Origin of the sequence: Mycolicibacterium iranicum, from assembly GCF_002101705.1 — a bacterium.
GTDB classification, from domain to species: domain Bacteria; phylum Actinomycetota; class Actinomycetes; order Mycobacteriales; family Mycobacteriaceae; genus Mycobacterium; species Mycobacterium iranicum.
Genome location: NZ_LQPC01000054.1, coordinates 67,714 through 80,292, shown reverse-complemented (window position 1 = coordinate 80,292; position 12,579 = coordinate 67,714). Strand labels below are relative to the sequence as shown.

General features: G+C 66.1%; 12 protein-coding genes. 2 read left to right on the top strand and 10 right to left on the bottom strand.

Going from position 1 to position 12,579, the window contains the following annotated elements; genetic code table 11:
* Positions 1-229: 229 nt before the first annotated feature.
* From AWC12_RS26410 to secA2, 10 genes are all read right to left on the bottom strand, one after another.
* Positions 230-847, bottom strand: a complete 618-nt coding sequence (locus AWC12_RS26410; protein ID WP_085177973.1) for a MerR family transcriptional regulator — start codon at positions 845-847, stop codon at positions 230-232.
* A 232-nt stretch (positions 848-1,079) separates the two neighbouring features.
* On the bottom strand, positions 1,080-1,577 hold the full coding sequence (locus AWC12_RS26405; RefSeq protein ID WP_024447757.1) for a bifunctional nuclease family protein: 498 nt from the start codon (positions 1,575-1,577) through the stop codon (positions 1,080-1,082).
* Between the two features lie 91 nt (positions 1,578-1,668).
* On the bottom strand, positions 1,669-2,415 hold the full coding sequence (gene ftsR / locus AWC12_RS26400; protein WP_085177972.1) for a transcriptional regulator FtsR: 747 nt from the start codon (positions 2,413-2,415) through the stop codon (positions 1,669-1,671).
* A 63-nt stretch (positions 2,416-2,478) separates the two neighbouring features.
* The gene (gene garA / locus AWC12_RS26395; RefSeq protein WP_085177971.1) at positions 2,479-2,949 is read right to left on the bottom strand and encodes a glycogen accumulation regulator GarA; all 471 of its coding nucleotides are present in this window, start codon (positions 2,947-2,949) and stop codon (positions 2,479-2,481) included.
* A 158-nt stretch (positions 2,950-3,107) separates the two neighbouring features.
* The gene (gcvH, locus tag AWC12_RS26390; protein WP_024447760.1) at positions 3,108-3,503 is read right to left on the bottom strand and encodes a glycine cleavage system protein GcvH; all 396 of its coding nucleotides are present in this window, start codon (positions 3,501-3,503) and stop codon (positions 3,108-3,110) included.
* A 21-nt stretch (positions 3,504-3,524) separates the two neighbouring features.
* Complete coding sequence (locus AWC12_RS26385) at positions 3,525-4,286, bottom strand: DUF881 domain-containing protein (protein WP_024447761.1); 762 nt, start codon at positions 4,284-4,286, stop codon at positions 3,525-3,527.
* A gap of 2 nt (positions 4,287-4,288) precedes the next feature.
* Positions 4,289-4,621 carry a small basic family protein gene (locus tag AWC12_RS26380; protein ID WP_024447762.1) on the bottom strand — a complete coding sequence of 111 codons (333 nt, stop codon included), beginning with the start codon at positions 4,619-4,621 and terminating at the stop codon, positions 4,289-4,291.
* Positions 4,622-4,634: 13 nt separating this feature from the next.
* Positions 4,635-5,522 carry a DUF881 domain-containing protein gene (locus AWC12_RS26375; RefSeq protein WP_024447763.1) on the bottom strand — a complete coding sequence of 296 codons (888 nt, stop codon included), beginning with the start codon at positions 5,520-5,522 and terminating at the stop codon, positions 4,635-4,637.
* On the bottom strand, positions 5,519-6,103 hold the full coding sequence (locus AWC12_RS26370) for a CDP-alcohol phosphatidyltransferase family protein (RefSeq protein ID WP_024447764.1): 585 nt from the start codon (positions 6,101-6,103) through the stop codon (positions 5,519-5,521). Before AWC12_RS26370 ends, AWC12_RS26375 begins: the two co-directional genes overlap by 4 nt.
* Positions 6,104-6,113: 10 nt before the next feature.
* Positions 6,114-8,480 (bottom strand): accessory Sec system translocase SecA2, encoded by a 2,367-nt coding sequence (gene secA2, locus AWC12_RS26365; protein ID WP_024447765.1) that lies wholly within the window; start codon positions 8,478-8,480, stop codon positions 6,114-6,116.
* A gap of 195 nt (positions 8,481-8,675) precedes the next feature.
* Here secA2 and AWC12_RS26360 point away from each other — a divergent pair, with 195 nt between their 5' ends.
* A complete protein-coding gene (locus tag AWC12_RS26360; protein ID WP_024447766.1) occupies positions 8,676-10,565 on the top strand; it encodes an ABC transporter ATP-binding protein/permease in 1,890 nt (629 codons plus the stop codon).
* Between the two features lie 45 nt (positions 10,566-10,610).
* A complete protein-coding gene (locus tag AWC12_RS26355) occupies positions 10,611-12,524 on the top strand; it encodes an ABC transporter ATP-binding protein/permease (RefSeq protein WP_024447767.1) in 1,914 nt (637 codons plus the stop codon).
* Positions 12,525-12,579 lie beyond the last annotated feature (55 nt).

Sequence of the window (12,579 nt, the reverse complement as noted above, 5' to 3'; positions counted from 1 at the left end):
GCGGTGACGGAAGACTCCGACGTTTCGCAGCGGTCTTCTCGCACTTTCGCTGCACAACGTTCGAGTGTCAGCCGACCCCGGCCGTCTGATCGGCTCAGCCGACCCCAGCCGTCTGATCGGCTCAGCCGACTCCAGCCGTCTGATCGGCTCAGCCGACTCCAGCCGTCTGATCGGCTCAGCCGACCCCAGCCGTCTGATCGGCTCAGCCGACCCCAGCCGTCTGATCGGCTCAGCCGATCTTGCGATCGCGGTGCTTGCGCCTCGACGCTAGTTCGTCCTCGGGCGCCGAGATCGACTCGCCGCCATCGGCGCGCTCCCCCGGGAAATCGGCGATCGCGCCGGTCAACTCGCGCATCGCACCGGAGACCGCGATACCGAACACACCCTGACCACCCTGCAACAGATCGACGACCTCTTCGGCCGACGTGCACTCGTACACCGTCGTGCCGTCCGAGAACAACGTGATGTTGGCGAGGTCCTGGACTCCGCGCTGCCGCAGGTGATCCACCGCGACGCGGATGTTGTGCAACGAGATACCGGTGTCGAGGAGACGCTTGACGATTTTGAGGACCAGGATGTCCTTGAACGAATAGAGGCGCTGGCTACCCGAGCCTGCTGCACCGCGGATCGACGGTACGACGAGCGAGGTGCGGGCCCAGTAGTCGAGCTGGCGGTAGGTGATGCCGGCGATCTGGCAGGCACTCGGACCGCGATAGCCGACCAGTTCGTCGGGCACGGAGTCGTCAGGAAACAGACCAGCCTGCACGGGCTCAGCGGTGACCCGGGGAAGCGCCTCCGCTTGCGGTGTGGTCAGGTCCAGCTGTTCCTGGCGTGGCGTGTCTCCCACTTGTCGAATCCTCTCGCCGATCGAACCGCGTCGTGACCTGCGTGGGCGCACCTAACCGCTGCTTACACCCTGCTCGAGCCTTGTTCGAGCATACGCTTGCGGGCGTTCTCTGACTGCCCGTCGGCACCAAGTATGGCTGCCCAATTCGATATGGGAGAAAACCCGCCCCGCGTGTCGAACTCGACGAGACGCATCCGTGACCAATCGAGTCACGCGGTGCTTACGCGGCAGCTCAGGTGGCCTTGAAATCGTCGGGCGAGACGCTGTCGAGGAATTCCTTGAACTTCTCGACCTCGTCCTCCCGGACGGCTCCGCCGGTCGACTCCTCGTCACCCTCGTCGGGGATCAGCAGACCCGCTTCGGCGAGCACGGCTTCTTCGACGTAGATCGGGACACCCACGCGCAGCGCGATGGCCACCGAATCCGACGGCCGCGCCGACACCTTGATGTCGCGGTCGAAGATGAGGTCGGCGTAGAAGGTGCCTTCCTGCAGATCGACGATGCGCACCTCTTTGAGCGAATGACCAAGCGCGGCAATGACATCGCGGAACAGATCGTGGGTCATCGGACGCAGAGGCTCGACCCCTTGCTGTTCGAGGGCGATCGCAGCGGCTTCGGACTGGCCAATCCAGATCGGCAGATAGCGGTCGCCGTTGGACTCCCTGAGCAGCAGGACAGGCTGGTTCTGGGGCGGCTCCACTCGAATGCCGATCACACGAACCTCACCCATATGTGCCTGCCCTCCGCACCGGTGTTGCTCTGTTTCACCAGGTATGACCAAAGTCGGCGCCGGTGAAATTCCGTCACCGCGAGTCTAGTCCTCAGCGATCGAGAACGTCGCGCACCGCCGACTTCATCAACGACGTGTGCAAGGTGATCGCCAGCGAAGCCACCTCGCGCGCCAGGTCGTCTGCGCGGTCCCGGGCCCCGGCCTTACCGCCCTTGACCACCGGTCCCGCGATCTGGGCGATCAGGTCGGACTGCCGGTCGGCCGCGGACCTGAACGCGCGCAGGTGGCGCGGCTCGACACCGTAGTCGGCCAACGCCCGTGCGCACTGGGCGATCACCACGGAGTGTTCGTCGAAGAACGCGGTTCCTGCGCCCTTGAAAATGGGCGTGATGACGCCGGCCTTGATCAACGACGTCAGCAGCTCGTCGTCGACACCGGAACGTTCGAGGAGATCACCGCGACTCAGCCGGACCTGGGTCGGCCCCGCCGGTGCCGCCGCGTGGTCGACGCTGCTTTCGGCCACCGACACCAGCCGCGGCGTGCCGTACGCCGAAACGCTCTGCGGTAGCTCGCCGTAAGGCTGCGCATCGAGCTGCGCCTTGATCACTTTCAGCGGCAGATAGTGGTCCCGCTGAGCGGTCAGGATGAACCGCAGCCGGGCGCAGTCGTAGGCGGTGAAGCGCCGGTACCCCGATGCGGTGCGCTCGGGGGTGACGAGTCCCTCGGCCTCCAGGAAGCGGATCTTGGAGATCGTGACGTCGGGGAACTCGCTCCGCAGCAGATCGAGCACAACCCCGATCGACATCCCGTTGAGTGCGGGTGTGTCGGGTTGTGTCATCTGTGCGTCCGGCGGGCTCGTGGTGTCGGTGAAGGGGTGCTGTGTCGGTTGAGGAGCAGCGACCTAGCCGGTGGCGTTGTCGTCATCCTTCGGTCCGGTCAGAAAGACCAGACGGAACTTGCCGATCTGCACCTCGTCGCCGTTGGCGAGGACGGCCGAATCGACCGGCTCGCGGTTGACGTATGTGCCGTTGAGGCTGCCCACGTCGACGACCTGGAACTCGCCGCTCTCGAGGCGGAACTCGGCGTGCCTGCGACTCACGGTGACGTCGTCGAGGAAGATGTCGCTGTCCGGATGCCGGCCTGCCGACGTCGTCGGCTGGTCGAGCAGGAACCGCGACCCGGCGTTGGGGCCGCGCTTGACGACCAGTAGCGCCGAACCGACCGGCAGTCCTTCCACACCCGAGACCGCGCTCTCGCCGCTGGCGGCGGGCGGAGCGTCGAGCTCGTTGAGGAAGTCGGCGCGGAATACCGATGTGGTCTCCACGGTGACTTCGTCAGAGTCGGCCCCAGAGTTGAAGTCCTTGTCCGTCACCCGCTGCTCCTCACTGGCTGCTGTGGCGATATGCGGTCGGGCTCCAGCCGTCACGCCGCTGGTGTCGACCGTACCGCGCAAACGACCGCGTTGTGTCCACCACTGCCGGATCCGCTCGGTGCGTCCCGGTCTTCTGTCGCAACGACCCTAACAACACCTCAGTCCGCGACGTGGGCGCGGTAGCCTTCCGCGTCGAGCAGGTCGGCCAGTCCGGCCTCCAACGTGCTCGCGTCCACCTGCAACTCGACGAGCCATCCCTCGCCGTACGGGTCGGAGTTGACCAGCTGCGGGTTGCTTTCCAAATCACCGTTCACCGCAATGACTTTCGCGGTCAACGGGGCGTAGAGGTCAGACACCGACTTCGTCGACTCGACCTCGCCGAACGACTCGCCCGATGCGATCTCGGAGTCGACATCGGGGAGCTGGACGAACACCACGTCGCCCAGCGCGGCCTGCGCGTAGTCGGTGATGCCGACCCGTACCGTGTCGTCACCGGTCCGCTGCACCCACTCGTGCTCGGTGGTGAAGGACAGGTCGGCGGGGATCTCGCTCACGGCGCTCCTTGATCGGTGTCGTTATTTGACGGGCTGAGCGTATTCACGCGGTTTCGGTTGCCGCAAGGCGGTGACGTCGACCCGGTCGGACTGTTCTATCACCATCGTGCCGCCCACGCGTTCGATGCTGTCCATCGCGCCGCCGGGGATGTTCATCGCCGCGGCCAGAGTGGGCGGATCCCCAATCGCGAGAACCGAATACACCGGACCCAACGTGGTGTTGTCGACGTCGAGCGCACCCGGGCTCCCCGTGACCCACGTGTCGACGCCGATCCGCACGGCGAGTTGCGTACCGCTTTGCTGTCCGCGGATCTCCATCGCCTCCGCGCCGGCCGCGCGCAGTTCGTTGATCACGTCGAGCATCGTTTCGGCCGCTACACCGTTGGCGGGATCCTCGACCGTCAGCGTCACGCCGGGCCCGGTCGCCCCCACGCTGCCGATCAGGATGGACAGGGCAGCCAGGCGGGCCCTCGCGTTCTCGATGGCGGCCTGGTCGCTGCTGCCCGATGCTTCCAGTTGGGTCAGGGTGCGCTGGAGGTCGGCCACTTCGGTGTTGAGCGCAGCCTCACGCTGTTGCAGCGAGTCCAGCAGCACGAGCAGGTCTGCGGGCCGCGCGGAATCCAAGGAGTCACCGCTGTCGGTCTGCCGGACCTGTGTAGCGATGGCGACCCCGAGAAGCAGACACAGCAGCACCGCGAGAACACCGAACACCGCCTGCGAACGTCCGCGCCGCGGCGCGGACTCGGGCGGCAGTTCGTGACGGCCGTGATGCTGCTCGGTCATCATCACGCCCCGAACAGTCTGCGCCGCAGCGCCGCGGCGTTTCCGAAAATACGGATGCCCAGCACGACGATGATCGCCGTCGACAGCTGCGTCCCGACTCCAAGCTGATCGCCCACGTACACGATCAACGCCGCTACGAGCACGTTGAAGACAAATGACACCACGAAAACCTTGGAATCGAAGATCTTCTCCAGATAGGCCCGCAGCCCGCCGAACACGGCATCCAGCGCCGCCACCACCGCGATGGGTAGATACGGCTGGACGAACTCGGGGACGCTGGGGTGGAACACCACACCAAGCACGATGCCGACGACGAGCGCGACTATCCCTATCAATCGAAGGTCCTGATCATTTGGGGCCAATCTGTCTGGCGAATCTGACTTCTCGAACCGACCCGGCGGGCAGTGCCAGGCCGTCGCCGACGGCGACGTTCACCCCGACGCCGTAGGACGCCTCCAGCAGCCGCAAGCGCTGCAGCCCCGCGCTGCGGTTGAAGTTGTCGCCCAATGCGTTGGGCGGCCCTACGGCGAGGATGACATACGGACTCGAAATCGGCTGGTTGTCGACCAGGATGCCGCCGCCCGCCTGCCGCATCGTCACGTTGGGCCCGACGCGCACTCCGCCCACCGAGATCGCCTCCGCGCCGCTGGCCCACAGCGAATTGACGACGAGCTGCAGATCGCGGTCGAGGATCACCTGCTGGCTGCCCTCGACGCGCTGCTTCGACACGTCCGTGAGATCAGGCGACATCCCCGGGTCGGTGATTGTGATCGTCAGCCCGGGCCCGATCACCGGTGTGGCGGCCGCAGCGTAGTTGGCGTCGTCGAGATCGGTCAGCAGCCGGCGTCCCGTCACATCGCCCTCAAGGCGGCTACGGCGTGCGGCGTCGACCTCGGCGGTGAGACTGTCTCGGCGCGCAGCGGCGGCATCGGTGGCCGCCTGCGCCGACCGCACGCTGCCGGCCAAAACCTGCTGGGATTCCCTGACGCCCGGCGCGGTCTCCTGCGCTTGCGCCCATGCCAGCGAGAACACCGCCGCCACGACGACCGCGGCGAGCAGTTGCCACACCACCGTCGATGTCCGGCTGCGGGGCCGGTTCGACTGTGCCGCAGCGGCATAGCCAGGGTCGAGATGGTCGGATAGGAGCGATCGCAGCAGCGACGGCACCGGGATCCGGGTCGGCGCGTCCGGCTGGTGCGCGTCGCGCCCGGAGTCGTAACCGCCCAGACTGCTCATACCCGAGCCCGCGCCCGCGGCATGGAGCGCATCACCATCGCGACCTGGATCAGATACAGCACGCCCGACCACAGGTACATCGCGATGCCCCAGATCAAGAATCCCCATCCGATCGCCAGCACGACCCGGCTCCACTGACCGTCGAACTGGCCGAGGAGCACCAGCGGCAGGCCGGACATCAGTGCGAAAGTGGCGGCCTTGCCGATGTAGGTGACGGGCAGCGCCGACAGCCCGCGGCTGCGCAGCAGCGGCAGAGTTCCCGCCAGCACGACGTCGCGGCCGAGCAACAGGGCGACGACCCACCACGGGATGACGTGCGCCAGAGCCAGGCTGACGGGGACGACCACCATGTAGATGCGGTCGACCGCGGGGTCGAGCAGCTCCCCCAGCCGCGACGACTGATTGTCGTAGAGCCGGGCGATCTTGCCGTCGGCCCAGTCGGAGGCGCCGCTGAACATCAGGATGGCGACGGCCCAAGCGGTCGCGTCGGCGACGAGCAGCAGGTATAGGAAGACAGGGACAAGGACCAGCCGGATCACCGACAGCACATTGGGAACCGTCAGCACGCGGTCGCCTGCCATGGCGTAAAACCTAGCGGAACACCCCGGGCAGGCTCAGCGCGGACAACGTGTCGTCGGCCAACGGATTGTCGTGGACCATGTACGTCCACGTCGAGGTCGGACGGGCCAGCTTGGACAGATCCACGCCGGGTTCGTCCTCGATCGACGGCGCCGTGTCGAACGTCTGCTGGGCGGCTTCGATGGCATCGGCGGCCAGCGAAGCGAACGCGTCGACGGCCATACGGTGGAACTCGTCGAGCGGGTTCTGCCTACCGAGGGCCCGCAGATGGATGCTCTCGCGGATGTCGGAAAGGAAGGCCAGGTGGTCGGCCCACCCGCGGTCGAGGTGGTACAGCATGATCAGCCGGCAGATCTTCTCCAGTTTCTCCTCTGCCTCATCTCCCAGCCGCTCGCTGACCTCCTCGTAGCGCTCCGGCGAGAGCTCACGCAGTTCGTCGCGGGCCGTGGTGGTGCGCAGCAGCTTGTCGCGGCGCTCGACGAGGATCGCGCGCTGCTGGGCGATGAGCTGGTTGTAGCGCCAGGTGTTGGCGTGCACGTCGAGCAGCCGGCCTTCGGCGACGCGCTGGGCGTGTTCGAGAAGGCTGGCCGCCTTCGGGCTGATGATCTTGCCGTTCTCGTCGCACTCCAGGGGCAGCTTGCTGTCCTCGAGATGGGAGACCACGACGTCGTCTTCCCAGCTGGAGAAGAAAACCGACGAGCCGGGGTCGCCCTGGCGACCTGCGCGGCCGCGCAGCTGGTTGTCGAGCCGCTCGGTGTTGTGCCGGCCGGTGCCGATGACGTGCAGGCCACCGAGTTCGGCGACGTCATCATGGCCCGCCTCATCCGAGCCGCCCAGCCGGATGTCGGTGCCGCGCCCGGCCATCTGCGTGGACACCGTGACCGCGCCGAGCTTGCCCGCCTCGGCGATGACGGCGGCTTCCTCCGCGTCGTTCTTGGCGTTCAGCACGACCGCCGGGACGCCCCTCTTGACCAGCTTCTCGTGCAGCTCTTCGGATTCGGCGACGTCTCGGGTGCCGACGAGCACGGGTTGTCCGGTTTCGTGGACCTCGGCGATGTGCTCGAGGATGGCCTCGGTCTTGGCGGCGATCGTCACGTAGACGCGATCGGTCTCGTCCTCGCGGATGTTGGGCTTGTTCGGTGGGATCGGCGACACCCCGAGCTTGTAGAACTGCCGCAGCTGCTCACCGGCAGCCAGCGCGGTACCTGTCATGCCGCAGACCTTCGGGTAGCGGTTGATCAGCGCCTGCACGGTGATGGTGTCGAGAACCTCGCCCGTCTCAGTGGTTTCGATGCCCTCCTTGGCCTCCACGGCGGCCTGCAGTCCGTCGGGCCAGCGCTGCAGCGTGGCGATGCGCCCGCGCGAGGCGTTGATGAGGTGCACCGCGTTGTCGCGCACGATGTAGTGGACGTCGCGCTGAAGCAGCACATGCGCGTGCAGCGCGACGTTGATCTCGGTCAACGTGGTGACGACGTGTTCCTCGGAGTAGAGGTCGATGCCCCCCAGCGCCGCCTCGACCTTGCGGGCGCCCGCCTCGGTCAGATGCACGTTGCGACTGTCATTGTCGATGTCGTAGTCGGTGCCCGCGATGAGGTCGCCGACGAGCCGGATCAGTTCCAGCCGTGGGGTTTCCCGGTGGCTGGTGCCTGCCAGCACCAGCGGCACGAGCGCTTCGTCGACGAGCACGGAGTCGGCTTCGTCGATCAGCGCGACGTCGGGATTCGGAGAGACGAGGTCGTCGACGTCGGTGACGAGCTGATCGCGTAGCACGTCGAAGCCGATCTCGTTGACCGAGGCGTAGGTGATGTCGCACTTGTAGGCCTCGCGCCGCTGGGCCGCAGTGGAGTCGGCGGTGATCCATCCGATGGTCAGCCCCATCGCCTCGATCAGCGGCCCCATCCACTCGGCGTCGCGGCGGGCCAGGTAGTCGTTGATCGTGATGACGTGCACGTTGCGCCCGGCCAGTGCATAGCCGGCCGCCGCGATCGCACCCGAAAGGGTCTTGCCCTCACCGGTGGCCATCTCGACGACGTCGCCGGCCAACATACGCAGCGCGCCCTGCAGCTGTACATCGAAAGGTCGCAGCCCCGTGGTTCTTTCCGCTGCTTCTCGGGCGATGGCCAGGAACTGCGGGGTGTCGGCCGAATCGGCGAGATCTTGGAGGTCGAGAAGTTTGGCGGCCTTGCTCAGCTGCTCGTCGTCGAGTTCGGCGGCCTTGGTATCGAATTCCGCCGCCTTGGTCACCTGATCCATCGACCGTGACTGGTCTTTGTCTGTGCTGGCGCCGAGCAGCTTCCAGAACCGCCCGGAGAGCCGGCCGGTTTTCGCCGCGGTTTTCGCCGCCGATTTCGAGGACGTCTTCGCAGAGGTTCGAGCCACATGATCACGGTACGCGGGCATGCGCGCAGCGCCGAGAGCGCCACCATCCCTCGAAGACCTCCGGCGCGCATACCGTCCGCCCGACATCCTATTGACGCTCTGGGCAGCACATTTGCGCGGCCAGAACGCCCCTGCGCGCAGCCGCGTGGGGTAACTTCGGATCTCGCGGAGGGGAGGTCGCCGGCTGTGGAGACGGTGAACGGTCAGACGTTCCAGCCGACGCTCGACTGGGGACGGGAGTTCCTCAATTCTCTGCAATGGGCGGCGACGACATTCGCACTGACGGCCCTGTGCCTGCTGGTGGTCCTCGTCGCGCTCGCCCGCTTCACCGAGTGGGGTCGCCAGTTCTGGCACGTCACCGGCGACTACTTCCGCGGCAGGAACAGCGCCGTCGTCTGGATCATGCTTGCGGTGCTGCTGCTGTTGGTCATCGTCTCGGTCCGTATCAACGTCCTGCTGACCTATTACGTCAACGACCTCTTCACCTCGCTGCAGGTCGCTTTTCAAGGCGGTATGGCCAGTGGCGTCGCCGGCTTCTGGTCGTCGATGCGCGTGTTCGCGGTCCTGGCGGTCTGCTTTGTCGTGCGCCTGCTTGGCGACATGTACCTCATGCAGCGCTTCGTGATGCGGTGGCGGGTCTGGCTGAGCAAGCGCTTCATCGACGACTGGCTCAGCGATCTCTCCTACTATCGCGCCCAGTTCTCGGGCAGACCCATCGACAACCCCGACCAGCGCATCCAGCAGGACGTCGACGTGTTCACGGCGGGCGTCGGCGCTCTCCCCAGCAACCCGATCTACAACTCGAGCAACACACTGCTGTTCGGCGCTGTCGAGGCGGTGCTGTCGGTGTTGTCGTTCGGTCCGATTCTGTGGCGCCTGTCCGAACCGATATCCATCGGCGGGCTCACGCTGCCGCGTGCGCTGTTCTGGATCGTGGTCGTCTACGTGCTTGTCGCGACGATCGTGGCCTTCGTCATCGGGCGGCCGCTGATCCGACTGAGCTATCTGAATGAGTTGCGCAACGCGGGTTTTCGCTATGCGTTGGTCCGGGTGCGCGACGCGGGCGCCGCGATCGGGCTCTACCGGGGCGAGTCCGCCGAACGCGGCGTGCTCAAGCGCCGCCTCGACTCGGTGATGGACAACTACCGCAGCTGGCTGCACCGCATGATGCTGTACTTCGGCTGGAACGTGTCGGTCAGTCAGACGATCAACCCGCTGCCATGGCTCGTGCAGGCTCAGGGCTTGTTCGCGCAGCGGATCACGTTCGGAGACGTCTGGCAGTCCTCGAATGCTTTCGGCGCGATCCACGATTCCCTGTCGTTTTTCCGCAACGCCTACGACCAGTTCGCGAGTTACCGCGCGGCGATCATCCGGCTCGACGGCCTCGTCGAGCAGAACACCCGCGCGGGTGCGTTCACCGCGGTGCAGACTCAGGACTCCGACGACGGCGCCTTCGTCGTCGACGGCGTCGAGGTGCGCAAGCCTGACGGCTCCCCGTTGGTGCAGGACCTGGATCTGCAGGTGGAAACCGGTGAGGGACTGGTGATCACGGGGCCGTCGGGAATCGGCAAGTCGGTGCTCGTGCAGAGCCTCGCCGGGATGTGGCCGTACGCGTCGGGGCAGGTGCGGATCCCAGACGGTCGTGACGAGGCGATGTTCGTCCCGCAGTTGCCGTACTTCCCCGTCGGCGACCTGCGCACCGTGGTGTCCTATCCGCAGCCGCCCGGGGCCGTCGAGGACACCGCGATCCAGCAGGCGCTGCTGGACGTGGCGCTGCCGCATCTGGTGATCCGTCTCAACGACGACCAGGACTGGGCGAAGGTGCTTTCCGTCGGCGAGCAGCAGCGCGTCGCTTTCGCGCGCGTCCTGGTGAGCAAGCCCACGATCGTTTTCCTCGACGAGTCGACCTCAGCCATGGACGAGGGCCTTGAGCACACGCTCTACGACGTGCTGCGCGCCCAGCTGCCCGACACCATCCTCGTCAGCGTGAGCCACCGCGAGTCCGTCCGGCCGTTCCACACCAGCAGGCTCGAGCTGGTCGGTGGCGGGCGATGGCGGCTGGAGCGACTCGCCTCGTCGGCGTAGCCCCTACGAGAAGCTACGGCCGGGCCGGCGCGGTACCTTGCCCGGGTGGATAACTTCACACCGACTCTGGACTGGGGCAATGAGCTCTGGATTTCGCTGTGGTGGATCGCCAAGGCCTGGCTGATCGCCGCGGTCGCCACCATGGTGGCTCTGGTACTGATCGCCAAGTTCACACTCTGGGGCAGGCAGTTTTGGCGCGTCACGCGCGGCTACTTCGTCGGTCGCGACAGCGTCATCGTGTGGCTGTGGCTGGCCGGTCTGCTGCTGTCGGTGATGATCGGTGTCCGGCTCTCGGTGCTGTTCACCTATCAGGGCAGCGATATGTCGACGAGCTTCCAGGTGGTGGCAGGCGGACTCCTCAGCGGCGACGACACCGTCCGCCAATCCGGCGGCGACGGCTTCTGGATGTCGCTGGGAATCTTCGGCATCCTCGCCGTGGTCAACGTCGCGCAGGTCATGCTCGACCTCTATCTGGCGCAGCGGTTCATGCTGCGGTGGCGTGCCTGGCTCACCGAGGAACTCACCGGCAACTGGCTGGACGGCAAGGCGTTCTACCGCGCGCGTTTCATCGACGACACGATCGACAATCCCGACCAGCGCATCCAGGCCGACATCGACATCTTCACCGCGGGTGTCAGCTCGCTGCCGAATACCCCGGCCAACACCTCGACGTCGACGTTGCTCTTCGGCGCGGTGTCCTCGATCGCCGCGATGGTGTCGTTCACCCAGATTCTGTGGGATCTGTCCGGACCGGTGACCTTGCCGCTCGTGGGTTACACGTTGCCCAAAGCGATGTTCATCATCGGCGTCGTCTACGTCGTCTTCGCCACGGTCGTCGCGTTCTGGATCGGCCGCCCGATCATCCGGCTCTCCTTCAACAACGAGAGGTTCAACGCCGCGTTCCGATACGCGCTGGTGCGGTTGCGCGACGCGTCTGAGGCTGTGGCCTTCTATCGCGGCGAAGCCGCCGAGCGGTCAGGACTGAGGCGCCGCTTCGCGCCGGTGGTCACCAACTACAAGAAGTACGTCAATCGGATGACCGGGTTCTTCGGCTGGAACCTCTCGATCACCCAGGCCCAGGAACTCATTCCCTATGTGGTTCAGTTCAGCCGGTTCTACAGCGGCGAGATCACCCTCGGTCAGCTGTCGCAGACTGCGGCGGCGTTCCGCGAGATTCTGGGTGGCCTTTCGTTCTTCCGTAACGCATACGACAACTTCGCCGGGTACCGCGCGGCGATCATCCGTCTGCACGGCCTGGTGGTCGCCAACGACGAGGGCCGCGAGCTCCCGACGCTGACGGTGCAGCCCAGCGCGGGCGGGGCCATCGAATTCGACGATGTCGAGGTCCGCAAACCCGACGGTAGCAGGCTGATCAATCCGATCGATCTGCGTCTGCAAGCCGGGGACACGCTGGCCGTCACGGGTGTCTCGGGCACCGGCAAGACCACGCTCCTGCGCAGCCTGGCGCAGCTGTGGCCCTACACCACAGGGACGCTTCGGTGCCCCGCCGGCCCGAACGAGACCATGTTCCTGTCGCAGATGCCGTACGTGCCACTGGGCGACCTGCGGACGGTGTTGTCCTATCCGCGCCATTCCGGCGAGATCCCCGACGCCGAACTGGTGGCCATGCTGAACAAGGTCGCCCTCCCCCATCTGGCGGATCGTCTCGACGAGGAGCAGGACTGGGCGAAAGTCCTGTCACCGGGAGAGCAGCAGCGTGTGGCATTCGCCCGGATCCTGTTGACGAAGCCCAAGGCCGCGTTCCTCGATGAGGCCACATCGGCTCTCGATGTGGGCCTGGAGACGATGCTCTATCGGATGGTTCGCGAGGACCTGCCCGAGGCCATCCTGGTCAGCGTCGCCCACCGCGGCACCGTGATCAGTCATTGCGATCAGGAGCTGGCGCTGCTCGGTGGAGGTGAATGGCGATTCGGCCTGCGCGGGGCGGATTCGCCCTAGCAGCGGGCACTGCTTTGCCATTTTGACGCGCTGTGGAACTGGCGTAACGGAAACG

Coding starts and splice junctions, on each gene's coding strand:
- AWC12_RS26405 (WP_024447757.1), bottom strand. CDS start 1,577: ATGGGTGAGGTTCGTGTGATCGGCATTCGAGTGGAGCCGCCCCAGAAC.
- ftsR (WP_085177972.1), bottom strand. CDS start 2,415: ATGACACAACCCGACACACCCGCACTCAACGGGATGTCGATCGGGGTT.
- AWC12_RS26385 (WP_024447761.1), bottom strand. CDS start 4,286: ATGACCGAGCAGCATCACGGCCGTCACGAACTGCCGCCCGAGTCCGCG.
- AWC12_RS26375 (WP_024447763.1), bottom strand. CDS start 5,522: ATGAGCAGTCTGGGCGGTTACGACTCCGGGCGCGACGCGCACCAGCCG.
- AWC12_RS26370 (WP_024447764.1), bottom strand. CDS start 6,103: ATGGCAGGCGACCGCGTGCTGACGGTTCCCAATGTGCTGTCGGTGATC.